Source organism: Paenibacillus sp. OK076, assembly GCF_900110055.1.
In the GTDB taxonomy this organism is placed as follows: Bacteria; Bacillota; Bacilli; order Paenibacillales; family Paenibacillaceae; genus Paenibacillus.
Map to the genome: position 1 here is coordinate 376,803 of NZ_FOCH01000002.1, position 23,701 is coordinate 400,503.

25 protein-coding genes are annotated in these 23,701 nt (G+C 49.4%); 23 read left to right on the forward strand and 2 right to left on the reverse strand.

Annotation, left to right across the window (positions count from 1 at the left end):
- Positions 1-2: 2 nt before the first annotated feature.
- The 4 genes from nikB (at position 3) to nikE (ending at position 3,581) form a co-directional block, all read left to right on the forward strand.
- Positions 3-947, forward strand: coding sequence for a nickel ABC transporter permease subunit NikB (gene nikB, locus BMY78_RS20505; protein ID WP_090903153.1), 945 nt, complete (start codon positions 3-5; stop codon positions 945-947).
- Positions 944-1,774 carry a nickel ABC transporter permease subunit NikC gene (gene nikC / locus BMY78_RS20510; RefSeq protein ID WP_090903155.1) on the forward strand — a complete coding sequence of 277 codons (831 nt, stop codon included), beginning with the start codon at positions 944-946 and terminating at the stop codon, positions 1,772-1,774. The genes nikB and nikC overlap by 4 nt, the downstream gene beginning before the upstream one ends.
- 40 nt (positions 1,775-1,814) lie before the next feature.
- Positions 1,815-2,621: an ABC transporter ATP-binding protein gene (locus BMY78_RS20515; protein WP_090903157.1), complete on the forward strand. Its 807-nt coding sequence runs from the start codon at positions 1,815-1,817 to the stop codon at positions 2,619-2,621.
- A 159-nt stretch (positions 2,622-2,780) separates the two neighbouring features.
- Positions 2,781-3,581, forward strand: a complete 801-nt coding sequence (gene nikE / locus BMY78_RS20520) for a nickel import ATP-binding protein NikE (RefSeq protein WP_090903159.1) — start codon at positions 2,781-2,783, stop codon at positions 3,579-3,581.
- A 436-nt stretch (positions 3,582-4,017) separates the two neighbouring features.
- Here nikE and BMY78_RS20525 read toward each other — a convergent pair whose 3' ends face one another.
- Positions 4,018-4,599: an NAD(P)H-dependent oxidoreductase gene (locus BMY78_RS20525; protein ID WP_090903161.1), complete on the reverse strand. Its 582-nt coding sequence runs from the start codon at positions 4,597-4,599 to the stop codon at positions 4,018-4,020.
- Positions 4,600-4,806: 207 nt separating this feature from the next.
- Positions 4,807-5,418, reverse strand: a complete 612-nt coding sequence (locus BMY78_RS20530; protein ID WP_090903163.1) for a TetR/AcrR family transcriptional regulator — start codon at positions 5,416-5,418, stop codon at positions 4,807-4,809.
- 233 nt (positions 5,419-5,651) lie between these two features.
- Here BMY78_RS20530 and BMY78_RS20540 point away from each other — a divergent pair, with 233 nt between their 5' ends.
- From BMY78_RS20540 to BMY78_RS20630, 19 genes are all read left to right on the forward strand, one after another.
- Positions 5,652-6,623 (forward strand): phosphotransferase family protein, encoded by a 972-nt coding sequence (locus BMY78_RS20540; RefSeq protein ID WP_218152284.1) that lies wholly within the window; start codon positions 5,652-5,654, stop codon positions 6,621-6,623.
- 18 nt (positions 6,624-6,641) lie between these two features.
- Positions 6,642-7,640 (forward strand): glycosyltransferase, encoded by a 999-nt coding sequence (locus tag BMY78_RS20545; protein ID WP_090903167.1) that lies wholly within the window; start codon positions 6,642-6,644, stop codon positions 7,638-7,640.
- A gap of 331 nt (positions 7,641-7,971) precedes the next feature.
- Positions 7,972-10,011, forward strand: coding sequence for a BglG family transcription antiterminator (locus tag BMY78_RS20550; protein ID WP_090903169.1), 2,040 nt, complete (start codon positions 7,972-7,974; stop codon positions 10,009-10,011).
- Positions 9,986-10,450 carry a PTS sugar transporter subunit IIA gene (locus BMY78_RS20555; RefSeq protein ID WP_090903171.1) on the forward strand — a complete coding sequence of 155 codons (465 nt, stop codon included), beginning with the start codon at positions 9,986-9,988 and terminating at the stop codon, positions 10,448-10,450. Before BMY78_RS20550 ends, BMY78_RS20555 begins: the two co-directional genes overlap by 26 nt.
- A gap of 65 nt (positions 10,451-10,515) precedes the next feature.
- Positions 10,516-10,833, forward strand: a complete 318-nt coding sequence (locus BMY78_RS20560) for a PTS fructose transporter subunit IIB (protein WP_090903173.1) — start codon at positions 10,516-10,518, stop codon at positions 10,831-10,833.
- Positions 10,834-10,848: 15 nt separating this feature from the next.
- Positions 10,849-11,940, forward strand: a complete 1,092-nt coding sequence (locus BMY78_RS20565; RefSeq protein ID WP_090903177.1) for a PTS fructose transporter subunit IIC — start codon at positions 10,849-10,851, stop codon at positions 11,938-11,940.
- Between the two features lie 92 nt (positions 11,941-12,032).
- The gene (locus BMY78_RS20570) at positions 12,033-12,941 is read left to right on the forward strand and encodes a ketose-bisphosphate aldolase (RefSeq protein ID WP_090903179.1); all 909 of its coding nucleotides are present in this window, start codon (positions 12,033-12,035) and stop codon (positions 12,939-12,941) included.
- Between the two features lie 225 nt (positions 12,942-13,166).
- Positions 13,167-13,451, forward strand: a complete 285-nt coding sequence (locus BMY78_RS20575) for a YesK family protein (RefSeq protein WP_090903180.1) — start codon at positions 13,167-13,169, stop codon at positions 13,449-13,451.
- 113 nt (positions 13,452-13,564) lie between these two features.
- The gene (locus BMY78_RS32915; protein ID WP_177185820.1) at positions 13,565-13,726 is read left to right on the forward strand and encodes a hypothetical protein; all 162 of its coding nucleotides are present in this window, start codon (positions 13,565-13,567) and stop codon (positions 13,724-13,726) included.
- 98 nt (positions 13,727-13,824) lie between these two features.
- Positions 13,825-15,816: a ribosomal protection-like ABC-F family protein gene (gene abc-f / locus BMY78_RS20580; RefSeq protein ID WP_090903182.1), complete on the forward strand. Its 1,992-nt coding sequence runs from the start codon at positions 13,825-13,827 to the stop codon at positions 15,814-15,816.
- A 579-nt stretch (positions 15,817-16,395) separates the two neighbouring features.
- Positions 16,396-16,830 carry a hypothetical protein gene (locus tag BMY78_RS20590; RefSeq protein WP_256222237.1) on the forward strand — a complete coding sequence of 145 codons (435 nt, stop codon included), beginning with the start codon at positions 16,396-16,398 and terminating at the stop codon, positions 16,828-16,830.
- Positions 16,830-17,105, forward strand: a complete 276-nt coding sequence (locus BMY78_RS20595; protein ID WP_090903188.1) for a hypothetical protein — start codon at positions 16,830-16,832, stop codon at positions 17,103-17,105. The genes BMY78_RS20590 and BMY78_RS20595 overlap by 1 nt, the downstream gene beginning before the upstream one ends.
- Before the next feature lie 6 nt (positions 17,106-17,111).
- Positions 17,112-18,509 carry a glutathionylspermidine synthase family protein gene (locus BMY78_RS20600; protein WP_090903190.1) on the forward strand — a complete coding sequence of 466 codons (1,398 nt, stop codon included), beginning with the start codon at positions 17,112-17,114 and terminating at the stop codon, positions 18,507-18,509.
- A complete protein-coding gene (locus tag BMY78_RS20605; protein ID WP_090903191.1) occupies positions 18,491-18,895 on the forward strand; it encodes a DUF350 domain-containing protein in 405 nt (134 codons plus the stop codon). Before BMY78_RS20600 ends, BMY78_RS20605 begins: the two co-directional genes overlap by 19 nt.
- A 244-nt stretch (positions 18,896-19,139) precedes the next feature.
- Positions 19,140-20,087 carry a nucleoside hydrolase gene (locus BMY78_RS20610; RefSeq protein WP_090903193.1) on the forward strand — a complete coding sequence of 316 codons (948 nt, stop codon included), beginning with the start codon at positions 19,140-19,142 and terminating at the stop codon, positions 20,085-20,087.
- A 161-nt stretch (positions 20,088-20,248) separates the two neighbouring features.
- Positions 20,249-20,575: a PadR family transcriptional regulator gene (locus BMY78_RS20615; RefSeq protein WP_090903195.1), complete on the forward strand. Its 327-nt coding sequence runs from the start codon at positions 20,249-20,251 to the stop codon at positions 20,573-20,575.
- 6 nt (positions 20,576-20,581) lie between these two features.
- Positions 20,582-21,559 carry a permease prefix domain 1-containing protein gene (locus BMY78_RS20620; protein ID WP_090903197.1) on the forward strand — a complete coding sequence of 326 codons (978 nt, stop codon included), beginning with the start codon at positions 20,582-20,584 and terminating at the stop codon, positions 21,557-21,559.
- A 123-nt stretch (positions 21,560-21,682) separates the two neighbouring features.
- Complete coding sequence (gene lspA / locus BMY78_RS20625; protein WP_076287387.1) at positions 21,683-22,171, forward strand: signal peptidase II; 489 nt, start codon at positions 21,683-21,685, stop codon at positions 22,169-22,171.
- A gap of 266 nt (positions 22,172-22,437) precedes the next feature.
- Positions 22,438-23,676: an ABC transporter substrate-binding protein gene (locus BMY78_RS20630; RefSeq protein ID WP_371129178.1), complete on the forward strand. Its 1,239-nt coding sequence runs from the start codon at positions 22,438-22,440 to the stop codon at positions 23,674-23,676.
- Positions 23,677-23,701 lie beyond the last annotated feature (25 nt).

Sequence of the window (23,701 nt, forward strand, 5' to 3'; positions counted from 1 at the left end):
TGGTGATCGGTTATATTGGTAAACGAATGATCGCGATCATTCCTATCGTTTTTATCGCTACACTTGTTACCTTTGCGCTTATTCATATCTCACCAGTTGATCCGGCCGAGGCTTATCTGACAGCAGCTCATATCTATCCAACACCGGAGCTGCTTGCGCAAAAGCGGCATGAATTCGGACTGGATCAGCCCTTGTTAACCCAATATGCGCATACGCTTCAGAAGATTGCCAAGCTCGACTTCGGCACCTCCTATCTCACCAACAAACCCGTATGGGATGAAGTGAAATTAAGGCTTCCGGCTACGGCTGAACTGGCCTTCTGGAGTATGTTGTTATCGGCTCTGGTGAGCATCCCTTTGGGAATACTGGCCGCAGTGTACAAGAATAGCTGGATTGACATGGTCAGCCGGGCCATTTCCTATTTTGGAGCATCTATTCCGCAATTCTGGCTCGGTTATCTGCTGATCTTCTTTTTCTCGGTGAAATTGGACTGGCTGCCTGTGGAGGGGCGTGGATCGTGGGAGAATCTGGTTCTGCCTACGATTACACTCTCCTTGATTCTTATTGCGATCTACACCCGATTGTTGCGTTCCAGTGTACTGGAGCAATTGCAGGAGACCTATGTACAGTACGCGAGAACACGCGGGATTCGCGAACGAGTCATCATGCTGAAACATGTCCTGAAAATCGCCATATCGCCCCTCATTACGGGGATGGGGATGAGTATGGGCAAGCTGCTCACGGGCACCATTATTGTGGAGCAGGTATTTTCCTGGCCGGGGTTTGGGCGTTATTTTGTCGATGCGATATTTAACCGGGATATCCCCGTAATACAATGTTATGTCTTTCTGGCAGCATGCCTGTTCATCGGTTGCAATCTGCTCGTTGATCTGGTGCAGTTTGTGATGGACCCACGGATTTCAGCGAAAGGACGGGCCGAACATTGATAAATAAATGGCGTGCGGTATTTAAAGGACAGAGAGCCATCCAGATATGCTCGGTGATCATATTGCTTTTTTTCGTGATGGCGTTATTAGCCCCATGGATTGCTCCTCATGACCCTGTGAAGGTGAATCTGTTACAGAAGCTGGCGAGTCCATCGCTTGAGCATTGGCTGGGAACAGATCATCTGGGACGCGACAATCTCACCAGGCTGATGTATGGAGCGCGGGTATCGCTCGGTTTTGCGACCCTGATCTTTCTGTCTTCTTTGCTTATAGGTGTCATTGTAGGCTCAATCTCCGGTTACCTTGGTGGCTGGGTGGACAGTCTGCTGATGCGCTTGTGTGAAGGCATTATGGCGTTTCCGAATCTGGTGCTGGTTCTGGGCATTGTGGGGATCTTTGGTCCAGGTCTAATGCAGGTGCTTCTAGCCCTCATGATGGTGCAGTGGGTGTATTATGCACGCATCTGCCGGAATATGGTCGTTAGTCTGAAGGAGCGGAACTTCATCGCAGCGGCGCGAATTAGCGGTTCCTCTTCGTGGACAATTATCCGCAGACATATCATCCCCAACGTGCAGCGTCCGATCGTTGTGATGGGTACGCTGGAGATGGGTTGGGCGATTATGGATATATCTGCACTGTCCTTCCTGGGACTCGGTATTCAACCCCCGAATGCAGAATGGGGCGCCATGATTCATGAAGGAACAGGTTATATTCGCAGTCATCCGGAGTTGATGATCTACCCGGGTGCATTGATTCTGCTGGTCGTCATTACGTTCAACATCTTGGGAGAAGCGTTATCCGAGCGTTATGGCATTGCAAAAAGGTAGTTGGTTCGGAACCGAAGGCATATAAGGGGTGAACGTAACGATGGATGATGCAGCGAAGGTGCTCGAAGTTCGTGGTCTGCAAGTGAATCTTAGAACAGCGGAGGGTTTAGTCCCGTTACTGGAGCCCCTTGATTTCGAATTGGAAAAAGGCCGTGTCTTCGGTCTGGTCGGCGAGAGTGGTAGCGGTAAGACCGTTACGTGTAACGCGCTGCTCCATCTGCTTGATCCGCGCAGGATGGAAGTGTCGGGCAGCATCCGTCTAAATGGACAGGAGCTTGGCTCGTTGTCAGGTGAGGAGATGCGGCGCATCCGGGGCAAGGATATCGGATTTATTATGCAGAATCCGATGAATGCTTTTACACCCGTATATACGATCGGATCTCAATTCATTGAAACCTTGCGTACGCACACGGGGATGTCGAAAGCAGCGGCCCGAGAGCGGGCTATTACTGCCTTGGCAGACATGAACCTGCCCGAGCCAGCCAAGCTGATGAAGCGATATCCCTTCCAACTGAGTGGTGGTATGTTACAGCGGGTGATGATTGCCATATCGATGTGCCTGCGACCCGCCTTGGTAATTGCTGACGAACCAACGACGGCACTGGATGTCGTGAATCAGTTGAAGGTGCTTCAGGAATTGGATCGGCTACGTACGGAATACGGCACATCCATCTTGCTCATCTCTCACGATCTGGGTGTGATCTCGCAAATGGCGGATGAAGTCGCGGTTATCCAGAAGGGTCGAATTGTGGAGCAGGCGGATGTGTACCAACTGTTCGATGACCCGCAGCATGAGTATACACGGATGTTGTTAAATGCCAGGCCCAGTTTGCCTTTAGGACGATAGCGAATCACAAATGAATTGAATTGTTCAGTGAGTGTTTATATGGAGCGGGTATGAATTGTATTTTGAGTGGTAGGCGTAGGTTGGAATGGACAGGGTAATGTGTAATTTCGGCTTCTTCGGAGATTGATTCTGCCAAGTACGAGAGAGGAGGATGACCTGATGCTTCAGGTACGTGAAGTAAGCCATAGCTATGGCAAACGCAACTGGATGGATCGTTCGGGGGCACGTCCTCCTGTGCTGTCAGACATTTCGCTTACGATTGAAAAGGGTGTTTGTCTAGGGCTGCTGGGTACAAGTGGGGCAGGTAAAAGTACCTTGGGCAAAATCATTCTTGGTTTGGAAAAGCCCAGCCAGGGTCAGGTTTTATTTCAAGGTCAGGATATATACCGGGCCAGCAAACCCGTACTTAAGGGATTACGACGTGACCTGCAAGTCGTGTTCCAGGACTGTTATTCGGCTGTGAATCCGCTTATGACTGCCGCGCAGATCATCGGTGAGCCGCTGGATAATTACGAGCAATTGTCGGCAAAAGAACAACTGCGTGTGGTTGGACAACTGCTTGAACAGGTTGGACTTACATCTGAGGATGGGATTAAGCTTCCACACCAGTTCAGCGGTGGGCAATTACAGCGAGTCAACATCGCACGAGCTATCGCGCTCAAGCCGAAGTTAATCGTACTGGACGAATCAATCAGCAGCCTGGATATGGTGCACCAGACGCAAATCCTGTCCTTATTGGCGGAGCTCAGAGCATCGTATGGGTTGTCGTATCTCTTTATCACGCATGATATTCGGGCTGCCATGACCATCTGTGACCGCATTGCCGTATTGGATCAGGGCAGGCTGGTCTATAGCGGAGATGCAGGTGATTCAGTGCTGCAGTCGGATCATCCGGCTGTGCAGCAGTTGGTTAAAGCTATTTTGCCTGAGCATCCTTCGGGTCGTATTTCGTTTGGGTAATGGTTGCTTGTATGGGTGTAGATGGCTGTTCGTTGGAGTTGCTTACCATGGTTGCTCCATTGCATTACTGATGCGAAGTCGACTTTCCAGAGGCGGGGTTTGGCGTATTACGCTGACCTGCCTCTTTTGTCTCTCTAAGTGTAAGTCGCTAACGAACCTAGTGAGGGCTAATAGCGTGTGTACGGTTGGTCAGAGCAGCATGAATGCTAAAAGGGGTGTCCCGTCTTGAACATGACGTGAGGACATCCCTTTTTTGTATCTAGAATAGGCAATATTCTGCTTTCATATATAAGTTGGAAAACTAAGAATACACTCGCCACGACGGATTAAATATACCTTTCGATTGCGGTTATCCCCAAATTTTTGATTTACTTTACAAAGGTGAAAATCTGGAGATAAACATATGCTTCGGATGTAGCTTTCTTGCAGAAAGTTTTTAACCCATCTTCCGCCCAAGCTGCTCGATCTTCTCCAACCATTTCTTTCTCTGTTCCTCGGACTGTTTGCCCACGAGATCTACAGGTGTTATGCGCACAGGTTTGATGCCTGTCAGAGCAAAGGTGGAGATCTTCATCATTTTGTGTGCGGGCTCACCTTGGAACCATTTGTAGTACCAGTTCGGACCATCCATGGTGGTTATCATGCGTGCGGTGCGACCTTTGAGCAGTTGATCCGGGAAAAGTTTACCTTTGTGATACTTGAAGGCATAGCCTGGCATGAAGATGCGGTCGATGAATCCTTTGAACAAAGCTGGTGGTCCTCCCCACCAAATCGGAAACACCCATACGAGATGCTCTGCCCATTTAATCGCTTCTTGGGCTTCCAGTAAGTCCGGTTCGAGCGGCAGTTTATTACGATAGCCTCCCTCTAAATTCATGTTGAACTCCAGTTCGTTCAGGGTGATCATGCGAACCTCGGCACCTGCCTGCACAGCGCCTTTACGATAAGCTTCGGCGATTGCGCCATTGTAACTTGGGGAGACGGGGTTGCCTTGAATAATTAATATTTTCTTCATAATGATGACACGTCCTGACTATTTTAGTTAATGAACACTAACCTCATGTGCAAAAAGAAAAGGTCACGAATGACCTGGCCATCGTTCAGGAACCTCCTGAACGTTAGTTGAAGCCGGAGCTTCTATTTTAAACGAATGATTTTACACTGGAGCACTGGGCGATTAGATGCATCTCTTGATCCCTGACAGACCGGAACAACCTTCGCAAAGCTATTCGGCCCGCTTCTGCCCCATATTAGTTGCCCCCTGTCCCAACATCGATGCGAGTCGGTGAACGGTCTCTCCAGTGTATGGAACAAGCAGCTCTGGCAGTTCACCTTGCATACTGGAGACAGCCATGCGCGTAATGGCACCAATGACCAGAACGGCCGTGAGCCGTGAATCCTGAGCGGGCAGTTCACCTCGCATAATTCCCTGATCGATGAGATCAATCAACGCATCCAGCGGTTGGCGGTAATCCTCACTGCTTCCAGCTTCAATGAAAATCTCATGATTTTGTGAAATCAGCAGCAGTCCATAGGGATCTTCATCATGCAGGTGGAGAACTTCGGTAATCAGTTGCCGGAAGCGTTCCAGCACCGGACCTTCCTGGCGAACATACCCGTCAATCAAGGCGGTATAGTCCGCGCAATATTGGGTGAAGGCCTCAAGGGCAACAGCATCTTTGTTTTTAAAATGTTTGTAGATCGCCGCATCCGTTACTCCGGCGGCGTCACCGATCTCTTTGACGGAAATGCCGTCAACGCCTTTGGTTGCAAACAAGCGCATCGCCGCTTGTAGGATGTCTTTCTTTTTGCTGTCTACATGAGGTTTGTTCTTCATGATTGTATAGTAAGTGATTACTAACTAAATTGCAACTGCCATTTTGAAATCTCTTATTTAATGCTACGAAAAGTGCTGTCGCTCAAAGCTTGCAGGCTTGTGAACGGCAACGTATGATGGATAGAAATAATAACGGATAGACGGGCGCGGAGCATGGGCAGATGTAGGTCTGCAAAGGCAAGCATGAATAGAACCAGCTCCAAGCCTGGGGAACGAAATGGAAGGTGAATGGCGTGAATGAAGACGTGCAGGCGCATCGCTGGGTGACTCCCGCAGGGACGTTGAATGAACAATATATAACAAGCAGGGAACGGCTCTACAAAGGAATGAATGGTAAATATGTGGAGCGTTTCACTGTTCATACCGGGGAAAGTTATATTTTCAAACCACTGACCAATCCCGCACAATATGGACGTGAACAATGGATGTCCAGGCATGTGCTGTCTGTACTGCCGCCCATATATCCAGAATTAATTGCTGCATCAGACTGCGAAATTGACGCGGAACAGAGCTGGATCATCTATGAGGATCTGGGTGAACTGGTGCATGATTCGCGGGAAGAGACGATGCTGGCTGCTGCTGTACATATGGCGGAGTGGCACACGTTATCTGTTACAGATTGGGGTGAACTGCCCCGGGTGGGTCAGAAACCGCCAATCCGAGACATGCTGGATGATCTGCTTGAGCAGAAGGAATCCACTGCTGATTTGTTGTCCAAGCTGGAGATCACGCTGTCACCATCGGATTGGCACAACATCGCCGCGCTAATCCATACGGCAGAGGAGGAGTTACCTCGTGTTTTGTGTCACGGAGATCTCCATCCCGGCAACATGGCGAATGTGAATGGCAGGCTGGTAATTATCGATTGGGAGCATGCGCATCTGAATACGGCTCTCTGGGACGTGTATCATCTGGTGGATCTATCACATCCACTGTTCCCGAGAACCGTTACGTCTGAGCTGCGGGAGCGGATGATCGATGTTTATCTGGACGGGCTGGAGCGGCATAGCGTTCAGGTTGACCGGGTTTCTTTTAAAAGGTGGTACTGTGCATATGCCATTGTATTCTCGCTCTGGATGCTGCGTCTGATTGATGGAGATCTGAGAAGTGTAGACTGTGTATGGCCTGAGGAACAGCTGTGGAACCAGTGGCACGAGACGGCAAAGACGCTGGAACAGTGCATGAAGCAGTGTTGTAGGGAATAGAAATGAGGGGTGCAGAACATGCGTAAAGTAGGACTCGTAATGCGTAAAATTCAATTCACGGAGGCCCAGGGCCCGCGCGTATTTGCAGATCGTCTGAAGCAGATCGGGCTGGAGCTGGGCGTGGAGATTGTGTTCATCTCGCCTGAGCGCCATGTCAGCGGGTATGACTGGTTGCCGGGTTATGAGCATGAGAAGGGCGACCTGGTGAACTATGATATTGTACTGGACCAGATATATAGCCAAAATATAGAGCATGTCATCTACACCGTATCCGGGTTTACGTTCCTGAAGATGTTTTTACCGAAGAGTGTGTTGTTCCCGCACAGCTTTCCCGACCCGGCGCTGACGGGGTACGAGATGATGAAGCCATTTTATACGATGGTGGATAAAGCAATTGTGCAGACAGAGTTTTTGAAAACGGAACTGGGCCGCAATTTTGGTGTACATGACGTGAACGTCATCCCGATTGGCTTCAGCGAAGAGCTCGCAAACCGCCACTACGACCCGAGTCAGGTTGTGCATAATCGCGTGCTCTGGATCGGTCGGGATGAAGCGAATCGTCGCCCGGATCTGGTGCTGGAATACGCCCGGCAGAACCCGGACAAGGAAGTATATATGGTATTCGGCGGTCGCCGCTATGAGGAAAGCATGAAGAAATACAACATTCCGGACAATGTAAAATTGCAATTCGCGCTGACACAGGATGAAGTATTTACCCTGATGAACTCGTCCAAGGTGTATTGGAGCTGTTCTGCCTTTGATACGTTTGCAATGCCGCTGACCGAAGCGATGGCGATGGGCAAAATGGTGGTGAAACCGGAGCATGCCTGCTATGGTCACATTCGATCAACGCATGCCTTTGCAGGCAACGAGGATAACTGGTTTGAACTGGTGAACATGGCTGCTGCTGCGCCGCGCAGTGTGTCGGAAGACAACCGGGAGTATGCCTTTGGTGCTTTTTCGCGCACGATCATGAAAGAAGGATATCGGGAGTTCTTTGCCAGCTGGTTGAAGTGAAACTTGCAGATGCAGGCTCTAGCGACGTCGGGTTCTATTGGAGCAACAATAGCAACGAGGCAACAGGGCCAGAAGGACAGGTGCAGGATGAGCAGCCAGTGGTGAATAGAAAACGGAGACAAAAAGACATCTAAAAAGGCTTCTAAAAAGGCTTCTAATTGGGCAGGGCACCCGATCAGGAGCCTTTTTGTTGTGCCGAAATCAATAGGTGTTCCGATAGCGCTGAACAGGAGCTGTATTAATTTGACCCGAATGAAATGGACATATTTTAGTATTTATCAAAAAAAGGCCGGGTGTTATGCTTTGGGCGTAAGGAAGGAGTGATTTCCTAATGAAAGCGCTATCTGCGAGAGAATATCAGATTCTGCATTTTCTGTTGGAGCGTCGGGATTTCGTTCCGGTCAAAGAAATGGCCAGTCAGATGAACTGGTCTGAAAAAACGATTTACAGGGAACTGAATGCGTTGGAGCACAGCTTGAATCGTCGCGGGATTCACCTTGAACGAAAGCCGGGAACGGGGATTGCACTTGCATTAACGCAGGAGCAGACGATGGAGCTGAGAAGCACGCAGTTGATGTCTGGAAAAAAGATGGTGCCCAGCCTTTCAGTCGAGGCCAGGAGAATCAAAATATTGACGAATCTGCTATACGATTCACCTGAGGAAACCTCCATCAACAAGCTGTCGGATCAATATTTTATTGGTAAGGCATCGATTGTGAATGATCTCAAGGCGATTGAAAAACGAATTGCACCTTTTCAACTGCGGCTGGAGAAAAGTCAGCTTGGGACCCGTCTTATCGGATCAGAGATCGATATCCGCAAAGCGATGGCCTCTCTGATTCACGAGCTTGTCAATGAGGACCAGAAGCAGGAAGAGGAGCATGAAGCCCGGATCGATGGCAATACGCTAGGAGAGCTGGTCAGGCATTTTGGCTCCGATCCGGTAGAAGGTATACATTGCATTCTGGAAGAAACCGAGCAGCAATTAGGGTACACCATCGGTGATCCATATTACATCAACCTGCTGACTCACCTGCTGATTTGCATCCGCAGATTGAAGAATGGCAAAGCCCTTCGCCTGGCCGACGGTGTTTCTGAGCATCCGGTAACCGATCCCAGTGTGTATGCCATTGCCAAAAATATGGCCGCAAGGATCAGTGAGCAATGCGAGCTGGAGCTGCCGGGAGAAGAAATTTATTTTATCTATCAGTATCTGATCTCTTCAGGCATGAGCTTGCCTTCCCTGAACCTGGAGCTGTCGGGTCTGATGGACAAGGCGTGTGCACAGTCCCAAGCGATGGTCCGGGAATTGATTCAGACTGTGTCCGTAATGATTCATCGTGACCTCACAACAGACGAGCAGTTGTATAAGGGACTGATCATTCATTTCAAACCGATGCTGAACCGTCTCAAATACAACATCGCCATTCATAATCCTCTGCTGGAGGATATTCGCAGGGAGTATGCCGAGATTTTTACCTTGGTTAGCCTGGGAATGCTGCCCATTGCTGAGGCCTCCGGTTTAAACTCGTTCAGTGATGATGAGATCAGTTACCTGGTCCTTTATTTTCAGGCGTCCATTGAGAAAAACAGTAAAAAGAAAAAAGTCGTTCTGGTCTGCTCTACGGGAATAGGCACCTCCCATTTGCTGAAAAGCCGGATCAATCGTTCATTCCCTGAATGGGAGGTCGTGGACGTCATTTCAGCAAGCTGGTTCAAGCAAATGGAGGATTGGGCAGATATCGATCTGATCATATCGACCGTGAAACTGGAGCATCAGAATCTGCCGATTGTGTATGTGTCAGCACTCCTGAATGACACCGATGTCAGTCTGATCAAGGCCAAGCTTGATGAGGAAAGGGTCATTCCCGATCCCAACAAGATGCCGTCGTTTTCACTGCTCGAAGCGTACTTCCAGCCCTCTTGTTTCCATATGGAAACAAATACAAAAGAGCAGGCGGCAGAAGAGATAACATCCCGTAGGAAGCTGTTTGCATCCGTACTCGCAGCCGCAGGTGCGGACGGTAACCTGCATAACCGAATGTTTGCCGAGGCCAGGCTGAACAAGCATTTGTCCATTTTCCTGCTGCGCAGTGAGCTGACCGCCAATCCGGTCGTCGGTTTTAATGTAACGAAGGGCGAAGCGGGAAAAGGCAAACTTGAAATTGTAATCGCTTTCTCTAACGACGGACCATTCATTGAATTGTTGATGGAGATAAACAGCTTGTTCAAGTGCAAGTGGATATATGACCAGATTATGAGGGTGAACACACCTCTGGAGCTTGCAGAGATATTACAATCCCGTCAGTCCGGCAAGTCCGGGCATACCCAGAAGGAGGAGACGTATGGATATCACCAAAATTATCAATGAACGGTTGATCAAGCTGGATCTCCAGGCGCGAACCAAGGATGAAGCCATTGAGGAGCTGGCAGATTTGCTGGAGAAGGACGGCGCCCTGTCCTCCAAGGAGGCTTTTATCAAGGACGTGTATTTAAGAGAGGAAGAAGGCCAGACGGGTCTGGAGAATCATGTCGCTATTCCTCACGGCAAATCAGCCGCTGTACTCAAAACCTCGCTCGCCATCGGGCGGACAGCGCATGCGCTTGAATGGGAAACGCTGGATGGCAAACCGGTGCATGTCATTATTATGTTTGCCGTACGGCTGGTGGACCGAAATACAACCCACATGAAACTGCTGGTCCAGGTTGCAGAGATGCTTGCCGATGAGGAGGTGTTGGAGCGTTTGCTGCACGAGCCTGATCCGGCCATGATTATGGATCTGTTTGCGCGCAGAGAGAGTGTGTCGTAGAACAGAGCGTAATTTTGACGTTGATTAAAAAGAAATGCACGACATCATCATTTGGAGGGATACGGATGAACATTGTAGCTGTAGCCGCATGCACTGCAGGTATTGCCCACACCTATATTGCCAAGGAAAAATTGATCAAAGGTGCAAAGGCCCGCGGACATGAGATTAAAGTGGAGACCCAGGGCACCATTGGCACAGAAAACGAGCTTAGCCGGGAAGAAATTCGAGATGCTGATGTGATTATAGTGGCCGCAGATATCAAGATTGGTGGAGAAGAACGGTTCAAAGGCAAACGAATCATTCGAGTGAAAACGGAAACGGTCATTAAAGCCCCGATTAAATTTATTGAAAAGGTGGAGCAGACTTTAGGCATATCCTCATAAAAGGGAGGCAGGACGATGAGCGCAAAATCCAATCACGCGGGTTCAGTCATCAAGGGCCATCTGTTAACAGGCATTTCCTATATGATTCCTCTGATCGTTGCATCAGGTCTGTGTATTGCGCTGGGTCAGGTGTTGGGCGGGGCGGATGTGGGCAAGGCGGAAGGAACGATTCCGTATATGATCAACCAGATCGGCGGTTGGGGCATGGGGCTGGTTGTACCTTTAATCTGCGCAGCGATTGCGTATTCGATCTCTGACCGCCCAGGCATTGCTCCGGGATTGATTGTTGGTTTTATATGCAGTCAGATTCAGGCGGGGTTTATTGGTGGCATGCTGGGAGGTTTTCTGGTGGGTTACGTCGTGGTTGCCATCCGAAAATATGTGAAGCTGCCCAAGTCCATGCAGGGATTAATGCCTGTGCTTGTGATTCCGTTTCTGGCTACACTCATATCCGGTTTGGGTATCTTCCTCGTCATCGGTCAGCCGATTGTCTGGCTGCAGGACAGCCTTACCCATGTGCTTGAATCGATGCAGGGCGGTTCCAAATTTGTATTGGGGGCCATTCTTGGCCTGATGGCGACCTTTGATTTTGGAGGACCTGTCAATAAAACGATGTCGCTGTTTGCGGATGGCATGTTGGTCCAGGGCATCTACGGGCCGGAGGCGGTCAAGTTTGTCGGCTCAATCATTCCACCACTCGGCATTACCCTGTCGTATTTCCTGACGAGAAACAAATATACGGCGGCAGAAAAGGAATCATTAAAGGCAGCATTTCCCATGGGCATCTGTATGGTGACGGAGGGCGTCATTCCGATTGCCGCAAGAGATCTGATTCGGGTGGTGACTTCCTGTGTCATCGGCTCAGCGATAGCGGGCGGTCTGATTATGATCTGGGGTGTTGAAGCTCCGGTACCGCATGGCGGGCTGTTTGTTGTCCCTCTTTTCACGCATCCGTGGCTGTTTATGTTGTCGCTGCTCATTGGAACCAGCATCTGTGGCGTAACCTTATCGCTGTTAAAGAAGCCGGTTACAGCGATGGATGAAGAATTCGACGATACCGAAGACGAAAGCGTAAGCTTCGACGACATTGTGTTCAAGGTAGAGTAAGGTTTGTTAAAGATGGGCCGGGCGCGAGCACACGCTGGTCATGTTTCATGACGAATATTAATTTGAATACCATCCAAGGGAGATGTGAGCTTATGTTGATTACGATGAAGGAATTGCTTAAAGCAGCCAAAGAACACAAATTTGCAGTAGGCGCGTTTAACGTAGCGGACAGCACCTTTTTAAGGGCGGTCATTGAGGAGGCGGAGCATTCCAATTCCCCGGCAATTATCGCCATTCACCCCACGGAGCTTGAATTTCTGACGGATGAATTTCTGGCGTATGCCAGACAGCGTGCACTCGCCAGCCATGTTCCGCTGGTGATCCATCTCGATCATGGCGGCTCCATTGCTGATATCATCCGGGCGATCAAGTGTGGATTTACGTCTGTCATGATTGACGGCTCTCTGCTCCCTTATGAAGAAAATGTGGCGTTGACCAAAAAGGCGGTGGAGATTGCGCACGCTGCTTCCGTATCGGTTGAAGGGGAATTGGGCACGATCGGTCAGACCGGCAACTCGATTGAAGGCGGCGTATCGGTGGTCACTTACACAGACCCGGCGCAGGCGCAGGATTTTGTAGCCCGTACGGGAATCGATACTCTCGCGGTGGCTATCGGTACAGCCCATGGCATATATCCAAAGCACATCAAACCGGAGCTGCAAATGGATATTCTGAAAGAAATCAGCCAATTGGTCGATATTCCTCTCGTTCTTCACGGTGGCTCTGCCAACCCGGATCAGGAGGTATCGGACTCCGTTCAGCTGGGCATTTGCAAAATCAATATATCCAGCGATATGAAGCACGCATATTTCAAAAAAGCTCGCGAGATTTTAAGCACAACCGAGTTATGGGACCCTAACGCGATTTACCCGGAATGCATTACTGAGGCCCGAAACGTCATTCGCTATAAAATGGAGCTGTTCCATTCGGTCGGCAAAGCCGATTTGTACAAAGGATTGCGTTATGAACAGCGCCAGGCTGAAAGTGTCAGCCTTTACTGAGGCTTGCGCTTGCTGGTGACCAGGCGCAAGGAACCCTGAGTAATTGGCCAATCTCATCATCACATAAAAATCAGGAAGCCCTCATTCACGAACTCAAATGTTTGTGGAATGAAGGGCTTTATGATGTGATACAATCCTGTCATATTCATATCTCAAGTCAACGGATATCAGCTTCAGTTTGGAATCGTGAGAAACGAGCTGAGCTTAGGAGAAGGGGGCGTTTCAATGACAGGACTAGTTCTATGGATACTCCTTGTTTGGGTTGTACTGCTGTTGATCGAGTGGGTGATCTATCGATTGCAGGGACGTCGAATGACCGGGGTCCAATATATACTGCCATGTGTGGCCTTGCTCGGCGGAGCCGTTGTGATCATGATTAGCATCGATATTGGCGGGTGGAACGGCATTGGTTATGCCTTGCTTGGCGTATCGCTGGGTACAGCGGGGATGTTGACACTCATTACGGTGGCGATCATGGATGTGGTGTTTCGGCGTCGGAGAAGGAATTAATCGCAGGGTTAAGCTGCGGTACAGTTAGAGTGAATTGGGCGGACGGGAGGGTTGCAGGAATACATTCGTCTGTGATATATTGACATTAATTATGACAAGGGAGGTGAAGACAGGTGAATCACGAGATGTTTAACAACCGTATTAGCCAGCTGCCGATTGCTATGGCTGGCATTGTTCATACTTTTCTGACCAACGGGAGAAGTCTGTCCAATTTTGAATATACGGAAGTTAACATTTGCGAGAAGATGCCTGCCTTGACCTCATTCGGACGATAAGCAATTTTGCTTGAATTCTGAAGGGCCGCGGAGCTAACCTCCTGCGGCTCTTTTTGTGTTGCGGTCAGGATCTTCCAATCCATAGGAGGAACCTTATTATGATGATAATTAGTGCACAACAACTGACCCAATACCACGGAGCACATCTGGTGCTGGATGGCATTACGTTTGAAATTATGGAAGGCGACAAGGTCGCCTTGATCGGTCGCAACGGAAGCGGCAAAACGACATTAATGCGTCTGATGGCACGATTGAACCAGCCAGATGAAGGACAATTGATGATCAAGAAGGATACACGTATCGGATACGTTGCTCAGGTGCCGGAAGGAATGGACGATTACACGGTGCTTGATGTGCTGAGTCTTGGATTCAGAGAGCTTATGGCGTGCCGGAGTCAAATGAAGGATATGGAGCAGCAGATGTCCGATCCAGACTGTGTAGCCGATCCGAACCAATTGGAACGACTATTAAAGCGGTACGCGGCATTGCAGGAACAGTTTGAGCGTGAGGGTGGATATGAGATGGATGCCCGGATCGATCAGGTGGCGGGCGGTCTGGATATTGCCAAGGAGCATTACGGATGGCGTTTTGGTTCGTTGTCTGGTGGTGAACAGACCCGGGTTGTGCTGGCTTCACAGCTAATTGTAAGGCCCGATCTGTTATTGCTGGATGAGCCGACCAACCACCTTGATCTGGAGCGGGTGGAATGGCTGGAAGGATTTTTGCGCGAGTACACAGGTACGATTATCCTGATCTCACATGATCGCTACTTTTTGGACCGTGTAGCATCCCGGACGTTGGAGCTGGAAGATGGAGAAGCGCAGACGTCAGCTGGTGGTTATACGGAATATATGAAAGTGAAGGAACAACGACTGCTGCAGCAATTTGAGGCGTTCAAGGAGCAGCAGAAGGTGATCAAAAAAATGAAAGAAACGATCCGCCAACTGGAAGAATGGGGCCGAGTCGGGGGTAATGAAAAGTTCTTCCGGCGCGCGGCTTCGATGCGTAAAGCAATCGAACGGATGGAACAGGTGAAACGCCCGGTATTGGAGCGGCGTAACGCCGACTTCGATGTACATCCTACAGACCGTACGGGAAAACGGGTGGCCGTTATGGAACAGGTCGAAAAGGCTTATGGAGAACGCCAGATTCTGCGCGGTGTATCAGGATTACTCGAATATGGCGACAAAATTGCCCTTATTGGACGTAATGGTTCAGGCAAAACAACGTTGTTCAAGCTGTTGCTTGGAGAGGAACAGCCAAGTGCAGGCAACCTGGAGTGGGGTGCACGTGTAGATGTTGGTTATCTGGCCCAGCAGGAGGAGCCTTCCAATCCGAAGCTGAATGTGCTGGAGTACTTCCGTCTGGAAGCGGGCGTGGAAGAAGGAGAAGCACGCGGCATTTTGGCCCGGTATCTATTCTATGGAGCAGATGTATTTCGCTCGGTAGGACAGTTATCCGGCGGTGAATGGACACGGCTAAGGCTTGCATTGCTGGTGCAGCGCAAGCCGAATGTGCTGCTGCTGGATGAACCGACCAACCATCTGGATATTGCTTCAAGGGAAGCACTCGAAGATTCGCTGGTTGATTTTGAAGGCACGGTGCTTGCCATTTCCCATGATCGCTACTTCGTCAATCGACTCGCTTCCCGTGTTTGGGAACTGGAGAATGGGCGGATGACTGCTTATCTTGGAGATTATGAAGCCTATCGCGAGAAGAAGCTTGATCTGCAAGCCCGCGCAGCCGCGACAAATCAGGCTACAGCAGGAGCGGAGACGTCACCCCGAGGTACTGCCGTTGGGGCAGGAGCAGGGGGTTCTTCTCACGGGATTGCGGCTGCAGCGGGATCAGGCAAGCTGAATAATCCATCCTTCTTCCAGGCTGGGAACACTGGAAAGAGCCGTGACAGCGAGCGTACTGCGGAGAAGCTGGAGCAGATCATGGCACACCTGGAGACCCGGCTCCGGGAACTGGATCAACAGCTCGAAACGGTGGCGAATGATCCGTTTGCTTTGGAACAGATGTGGAACGAGCGAGAGCAATTGTCGGCGGAATACAATGAACTGCTCGCCCAATGGGCCGAATTATAAGCCATACGTGTCAGCTGGAAGGGCATTGGCAACAGAAACAGCAATAGCAATAGGATTAGAATAGGAGCTAGCATCTTGAGCAAGCAAGGAGGCTGTCTCATAAGTCATGTATTGGCTTTGGGGCAGTTTTTTTGCGCTTCAGGGACGACTCCCCATGATTCAACGGATTCAAGTATCCGACATTCTAACGAACCGAGGAGATCCTATTGGCTTCAAAATCCACACATCGAATATCTAACGAACCACAGAGATGTTAATCCCTCATAAAGTGGAGGTTATCGTTGTTTTGGGCCGTTTTTTTCCGTAATAACATCTCTCAGGTTCGCTAAAATCTGTATTTCACATGTAATCCCCATATAAGGCTTGTGAGATTCGTTAACGCTTGAGTCCCATGCTTGGGGAACAGAATCGATAACCTGTTCTTTTTTACATGTCATCGGGAATAGTGTAACTTTTTTCCTTCTCATGCGTTTAATACGTTTGTGTGTATGGAAACGGCTCCTCTTAGAGCTCACAGAAAGGCAGGTTATCGTTATTTATTATTCAATGACTTATCGGAACTGGTCGGATGACCGGCAGGTGGAGACGGGTGTACTGGAGCAGGTGTCGGTTACTCGCGATGAGCTGTTCATGCGCAAGCTGGTCGATGCGACCCTGATGAAAAATAAGCTATGGGTGCATCTATCCAATGAATGCGAGGATCGTCGGGAGCATGCAGTCTACGTGACCGAGTATGACAATCAAAAACCTGCGGAATACGGTACAGCGATTGCGGACGCTGCACTGGCGATGTGCAAAATGACCTCCATGTACAGTGCTGAATATATGCTCTGGAATGGGAGTGCATTTCAGGAATTGGACTTGGCAGAATCCTCATCGTACACGATGGAGCTTGCCGAGCAACTGCTGGACCATTACATGGTGCGGGGCGGTACGACCTATGAATTTGTGTATTCCGTGCTGGATGCGGATCGCAAGAAAGTGTTGTTTTTGATGAAGGAGGTGGATCTGTAATGGATGACAATTCCAAACCCAAACCCGGATCACGTGCCAAGCTGGTTGCCTTCTCGCTAATGCTCGCAGTGCCAGCCGTATTATCCGGTTGCAGCAGCAATAGCGACGAATGTGACCCGGAATACGATACCGGATGTGAATATGACTCCAGCAGTGGGCACTATTACTACGGTGGCGGGTCGTCCTATCGGAGCAATAAGGACAGCAGCTCCTACAGCAAATCCAGTTCAAAATCGAGCGGCTTTGGCAGCTTCTTCCGCAGTTCAGGAGGTTAGAACCTGATGAGGCATATATACCAGCTGCCGTTCAGTCATGAAGAAGTATTCAGAGGCCAAGCAGGGCAGCAGGTTCCTTACCATCGGATGTATGGCAAGCAATATTGTGTGCCTGCGTTGACGGTCTATTCCCCTGAGGAGATGCAGGAATTGCGTACGGCAGTTGAGGCTGTAGACGGGATCTATTGCAAGGTGATGCGTTTTATTCAGCAATACATGCCCGACTCATTTCTGGAGCAGCAGTTGGGCATTCATCCCGGGCTGATTCCGACTGCGCGTATGGAGATGGTGACAGGCGGGATCACTCGGCAGGACTGGATTATCGGAGAAGCCGGGCCTAAATGTATTGAGAATAATACGGATACCCCAACCGGCATACCTGAAGCAGCTGCATTGGAAGGGTTTTTGGTGGGGATGGCTGAAAAAACATCGCTCCATGCTCCGTCCATAGGAATGGATGAATGTATCCGGGAATGCTTTCGCCGCTGGCTAGATGCTTACGCACAGCAGGGTTTGCTGGGCTCGGTGACCTTTACTTCGTTTGGGGAGCATGTGGAGGATCGGACCAATACCGAGTATCTGATGAAGCTGTGCCAGGAGGCGGGGTATGAAACGTTTTACGCTCCACTGGAGGAGTTGGAGATTGTTCCAGGGGAGGCGCTCTACCATCAAGGACGCGAGATCAACCTTCTGTACCGGCTCTATCCCCTGGAATATCTAATCGATGATCGAGATGAAACGACCGGCGTGGACATCGGCGCAGCGCTGCTTGAATTGGTTCAGAATGGCCGCCTGGGCCTGATGAATCCTGCACAGCATGTGCTGATGCAGAGCAAGGGCTTCATGGCGGCGATCTGGTCACTCTATGAACGCAATGAACAAACCCCGGAGTATTGCGGGTTTCGGCTGTTTAACGATGCAGAATTAGCGACGATTTCACGTTATCTGCTGCCGACTTATTTTGAAGCCGGGCCATTTGAATGGAGCGCAATGCCTTATGTGGCCAAAAGCTATTGGGGCCGAGAAGGTCGAGGCACCTCGCTGCTGGGTGAGGGATCGGATCATCATGCGGGCCAAACGGCTGCTTTTCATCAGCTGCACGTCCACACGAATTCCGACACCATAGTCGACCTGGAAGAAGATGAGGAAATCGCAGCCTACTATAATAATCAGCCTAAAATATATCAGCAGCTGGTACCGATGGAACAGGCCGTGATTCAGACAGAGGATGGCGAATACAGCGGTTATTTGCTTACAGGGGTCTTTGTCATCGGTGGACGTTTTGCCGGTGTGCTGCCCCGGATCGGGGAGAAGGTAACCGGAGATATGGCCTATTATTGTGCGGCTGTGGTCAATGAACGGATGGATGATGAGGAGGAGAAGGAATGGACAATTTGGGATTGAACCTGCTGAATGTAGCGGTAGGTATAGGCATTTTGCTGGTTGTATTGGTATGCGGGTATTTCGCTTTTAGCCAATTGACCCGGTATAACGATAGCGAGGAAATCGCGAAGGGCAACGAGGCGGCAGGTATGTATATGGGCAGCAAATTGCTGGGCCTGTGTATCATTGTGGGCATGGTGTCCTTTTCTACGCATTCGTGGCTGGATATGCTGCTCTGGTCGGCGCTGGGAATCATTATTTTGTGTCTGGTCTATATTATATTTGACTTCCTTACCCCCAAGATGCGGGTATGTGACGAAATCGCACGAGGCAATATGGCGGTAGCTCAGCTGCTGCGTTCGATTATCATCGGCGTTTCCATCGTCATCGGTACGTTTTTGATGTAAAATAAACCCTAGCGATAAACGATAAGTTAGATTGAATATCATAATTACACATTAACGAAGAGGACAGAAAAAATCTGGAGAAGCGGAGCGTTCGCCTTTATCATCGGATTTTTACCTTTGAGAGAAGGTATATAGAAAATCTGAGGATAACAGCGATCGTAAGATTGTTCTGTAAACGGAGTGCTGAAGTGTAGTGTTATATGTTCGTTCTAAATGATATCCAACCAAGAAGGAGCGCGGCATCATGAGAAAAGTCATCATCGATACAGATACAGCAGGAGACGATACGATTGCGATTCTGACGGCACTGCACCATTTCCAGGTGGAGGGCATTACGATTACCGGCGGGAACGTACAGTTTGACCAGGAGGTTGAAAATGCGCTGTACACGGTACAGGTAGCAGGGCAAGGCGGCAAGGTGCCTGTGTACAAAGGGTGCGAACGCCCATTGATGGCCTATGGCAAGGCCCAGCACCGCACGGTGGAAGACGTACATGGCGATGACGGCATGGGCGGAGCCCATTTCCCGAAGGCAGACCAGCGTCCAGAGGCAGGGCATGCGGTTGATTTTATCATTGAAAAGGTACACGCACATCCGGGCGAAATCTCGCTTCTGGCCATTGCACCCCTGACCAACATTGCGATGGCAATCCAGAAGGACCCAACCATTATTCCGGAGATTGCCCACCTCTACATCATGGGTGGAACGAATAATGCACTGGGTAATATCACACCAGCCGCGGAGTATAACTTCTATGTAGATCCGGAAGCAGCCAAAATTGTATTGCATGCAGGCATTCCGACCACCATGGTTGGCTGGGAGATGTGTACGCAGTATTCTGTTATGGATGATGATGATCACGCGGAAATTGCAGCACTGAGTACATCTGGTGCCGATTTCTTCACAGCCATCAACAAAGTGGTTATGCAGTTTAACAAATCGGTACATAAACTGGATGGCACCACTCACCCGGATACGTTGCTGATGGCTGTTGCCGCAGATGAGTCGCTCATGACCCAATCCGGTCAGTATTATGTGGATGTAGAAGCAGCAGGAGAGTTAACACGTGGATATAGCGTTGTAGATATCAACGGACGTTTTGGCAAAGAGCCGAATGTACGCGTCTGTGAGGCCATTGACCGTCCGAAGTTCAAATCCATGCTGCTGGATGTGCTCTCTGCTATTCAATAAAACGGTGGATTTCAACTCAAATAAACGTATATATCATCCGTGCCTATTCCAGGTACGGATTTTTTTGCCTATTTTAGGTCTAACTACTTCACCTGTCGTAGTAAATTGTGATATACTTCATCTACTACGACAGATGAAGTAACGGAGGAGGATTACCTTTTGTGATCAGCAGTGACGTTATACGCGGCTACAACGATACGCTAATTCTCTATATGCTGCTGGAAGGGGAGTCGTATGGGTACGAGATTTCCAAAAACATCAGGCAGCTGACAGATGAGAAGTATGTGATGAAAGAGACGACACTATACTCTGCCTTCACCCGATTGGAGAAGAACGGGTATATTGAATCATTCTACCAGGATGAGAGTCTTGGGAAGCGGCGTACGTATTACCGGATCACGCCGCTCGGCCTCGATTATTACAAGGAAAAATGCGAGGAATGGAAGGTTACGCAGGAGGTTGTGAATCTATTTATCAGGGAGTGGTGACAGAGCATGGAGACGATTATGGTGTATCTGGAAAACATGTTTGCTGGTCTGCCGAAGACCTCCGAGGTGGAGCATTTGAAACAGGAGCTTCTCTCGGGGATGGAAGATAAATACTTGGAACTGAAGCGGGCGGGTAAATCGGAGAATGAGGCGATTGGTATTGTGATTTCGGAATTTGGCAATATCGAGGAGTTAACAGCTGAGCTTGGTATTCAACCAGCCGGGATTGAGGAAGCAGCACCTGTGCTGACGGAGGAAGAGGCTTATGATTATGCTGCTGTCAAACGCAGTGTGGGTCTGTGGACAGGACTTGGTGTTTTTCTCTGCGCATCCGGGGTGGCCTTCCTGATATTCCTTGATACATTTTTTGAACACAACAATATCAAGTCCATGACAGGGTCGATGGAAACGGGCAGCCTGCTGGGGCTCATCGGGATGTTTGTACTGATTGCCTTTGCAGTCGGCATGTTTATTCACAGCGGGATGAAGCTTGATCGTTTTAAGTATATGGAGAAGGGATTTCAGTTGCCCTATGCGCTCAAGATGTCACTTCAACGCAGTCAGGCCCATTTCGCGCTGACGTACCGCGTTTCAATCATTACAGGCGTCGGTCTGTGCGTGCTGTCACCCGTTTTTATTTTCGCGGGTGCATATATTAACGATGACTACGCATCTTACGGTGTCTCTCTCTTTATGTTAATGGCAGCGGTGGGCGTGTTCCTGTTCATTTATTACGGCAATATCCAGGGGGCTTACACGAAATTGCTGGAGGAGCCACACTTTAGTGCTGATAAGAAGGAGCAGGAAAGAATGGTAGGCGCAGTGGGGGCAATCGTATGGCCATTGGCTACGGCGTTATTTCTGTTCACGGGCTTTGTATACCAGCGATGGGACGTTAACTGGGCCATATTTCCGATTACAGGTGTGTTGTTCGGCATGTTCAGCAATACCTATCATATATTAAAACGGAAAAATCCTTCCTGATGGTTTGCAATGCGCGTGCGCTACCCACTTGGTGACTACGCTTCGGGTGTGTTAAAGTGAAGGAAAAGTTACAGCGGAGACCTTTAGTTTAACTTTGGAGCGTCCGGCAGGAGGAGTGGCACGATGTTATTTTATTTTGTAGCACTGCTGGTGACCTTGGTTGATCAGGGAACCAAGATGGCGGTGAGGATGTATATGGAAGTTGGCGACACGATGAGGCTTGGCGACTCGGGAATGCAATTGCAGCATTATGAGAACAGCGGAATGGCAGGCAGCCTGTTTCAAGGGAATGCGCGTTTGTTCGGTGTGGTTGCCATTCTGTTCGTGGCGGGCATAATGTATTATCGGAGAAAAGGTGAGATTCGCGGTTTCTGGATGCAGGCAGGTGCCGGTTTCATGGTCGGTGGTGCTTTGGGTAATGCAATCGATCGGTTTATCTACGCACGCGTAACGGATTTTCTTGTATTTCCGTCGGGACGTGGTATTCTCAATTTGGCGGATGTAGCCATTAATGTTGGTGTGGTTATGCTGGTCATCGGCATGTTAATCCGTGCATTTCAGAGTTACCGAGCCAAGCGTTTACGTAATGCTTTGCCGAAAATAGAGCGTTGATAAAGAGTTAACAACAGCTTTGATGTAAGTAGTGGTAACTGAATACATGAGGGACATTGGAGATATTCCGATGTCCTTTTTTGTTATGTCGATGAACGGACTCGCGCTCAGTGGGCCTGATTCAATTTGATCGAAACCGTTTTAGGAATAATAGGACACATTATAGTCAACGCTCTAAGTATAAAACGATGGAAGGATTAACCACGTGGTTATTTCACTAATTTAATGGGTAAATCTTTACGTATATAAGCTGAGGGAGGTACAAAATGAGAACATCGCTTACCAAGGCACTCGGGATAATGCTGCTTTGTGGAATAACGGCTGTACTTCTGTCTTCCTGCACCAGCGGGAATCATGCCAACGGCAAAGTGCAGGTTGAATTTTTTCAGAATAAACCCGAAGCCAAAGGAACCTTTGACGAGTTAATCAAAATGTTCAACGCCGAACACTCCGATATTCAGGTCACTCAGGTGAATCCACCTGACGCGGAGACGGTGCTGAAGACACGTGTGGTGAAGAACGATGTGCCAGATATTATGGCAATGGGGGCAACCGATACCTATTCCATTCTTGCACAGAGTGATATTTTCGCCGATCTGACAGACAGCCAACTATTGAAAACGATTGATCCCAACTACATACAGATGCTAAAGGATGTCACGGGTATGGATGAAGTAACAGGTGTCCCTTACGCAACAAATGCAAACGGCATCATGTACAACAAAACGTTGTTTAAAGAGATGGGTCTGGACGTACCCAAGACCTGGGACGAGCTGATTGCTACAGCCCAAAAAATTAAGGATGCGGGTAAAATTCCGTTTTACTTCACATACAAGGATGACTGGCAGACCAATCTGCCGTTCAATGCACTCGGACCTAACTTGGTTGGTATTGATTTCTACCTGGAGCGTCGCGAGAACAAGGTGACCTTCAAGGAGAAATACCGCGAGGTTGCGGAGAAGCAGCTGGAGCTGATGAATTACGGTCACGGCGACAACTTCGGTAAAGCGTATTCGGATGGTAACCGTGCCTTTGCCAATGGCGAAGCGTATATGTACATCCAAGGTACCTGGGCCATCTCCGAGATTCGCAAAGCCAACCCGAATGTGGACATTGGTTTCTTCCCATTCCCGACAGGCAACGATCCGAGCAAGATCAAGCTGGTGAACGGAATCGACTCCCTGTTTACCATTGCAGCAGATACACCGAACAAGGAGCAGGCCGAGCAGTTCATCGCGTTTCTGCTGGAGCCTGAGAATATAGGCAAGTACATTAAGGAACAGACGCTGTTCTCTGCGGTGGAAGGTGTAAAACAAGACGATCCTGCTGTACAGGAACTGACACCTTACATTGAGCAGGGCAAGGTTATCGATTTCGCCGATCACTATATTCCGGCTGCGGTGCAGCTGAATTCCATCGTACAGTCCTTTTTGCAGAACAAGAATATCGACAACTATCTGGATACACTCGACAAAGAATGGGACAAGGTAGCGAATCGGCGATAACGCCTTGTCCGAAGGAGGATGGAGT

Coding starts and splice junctions, on each gene's coding strand:
- lspA (WP_076287387.1), top strand. CDS start 21,683: ATGTTATTTTATTTTGTAGCACTGCTGGTGACCTTGGTTGATCAGGGA.
- BMY78_RS20575 (WP_090903180.1), top strand. CDS start 13,167: ATGACAGGACTAGTTCTATGGATACTCCTTGTTTGGGTTGTACTGCTG.
- BMY78_RS20550 (WP_090903169.1), top strand. CDS start 7,972: ATGAAAGCGCTATCTGCGAGAGAATATCAGATTCTGCATTTTCTGTTG.
- abc-f (WP_090903182.1), top strand. CDS start 13,825: ATGATGATAATTAGTGCACAACAACTGACCCAATACCACGGAGCACAT.
- BMY78_RS20600 (WP_090903190.1), top strand. CDS start 17,112: ATGAGGCATATATACCAGCTGCCGTTCAGTCATGAAGAAGTATTCAGA.
- BMY78_RS20630 (WP_371129178.1), top strand. CDS start 22,438: ATGAGAACATCGCTTACCAAGGCACTCGGGATAATGCTGCTTTGTGGA.
- BMY78_RS20515 (WP_090903157.1), top strand. CDS start 1,815: ATGGATGATGCAGCGAAGGTGCTCGAAGTTCGTGGTCTGCAAGTGAAT.
- BMY78_RS20545 (WP_090903167.1), top strand. CDS start 6,642: ATGCGTAAAGTAGGACTCGTAATGCGTAAAATTCAATTCACGGAGGCC.
- nikE (WP_090903159.1), top strand. CDS start 2,781: ATGCTTCAGGTACGTGAAGTAAGCCATAGCTATGGCAAACGCAACTGG.
- BMY78_RS20530 (WP_090903163.1), bottom strand. CDS start 5,418: ATGAAGAACAAACCTCATGTAGACAGCAAAAAGAAAGACATCCTACAA.
- BMY78_RS20570 (WP_090903179.1), top strand. CDS start 12,033: ATGTTGATTACGATGAAGGAATTGCTTAAAGCAGCCAAAGAACACAAA.
- BMY78_RS20595 (WP_090903188.1), top strand. CDS start 16,830: ATGGATGACAATTCCAAACCCAAACCCGGATCACGTGCCAAGCTGGTT.
- BMY78_RS20565 (WP_090903177.1), top strand. CDS start 10,849: ATGAGCGCAAAATCCAATCACGCGGGTTCAGTCATCAAGGGCCATCTG.
- BMY78_RS20560 (WP_090903173.1), top strand. CDS start 10,516: ATGAACATTGTAGCTGTAGCCGCATGCACTGCAGGTATTGCCCACACC.
- BMY78_RS20605 (WP_090903191.1), top strand. CDS start 18,491: ATGGACAATTTGGGATTGAACCTGCTGAATGTAGCGGTAGGTATAGGC.
- BMY78_RS20620 (WP_090903197.1), top strand. CDS start 20,582: ATGGAGACGATTATGGTGTATCTGGAAAACATGTTTGCTGGTCTGCCG.
- BMY78_RS20610 (WP_090903193.1), top strand. CDS start 19,140: ATGAGAAAAGTCATCATCGATACAGATACAGCAGGAGACGATACGATT.
- BMY78_RS20555 (WP_090903171.1), top strand. CDS start 9,986: ATGGATATCACCAAAATTATCAATGAACGGTTGATCAAGCTGGATCTC.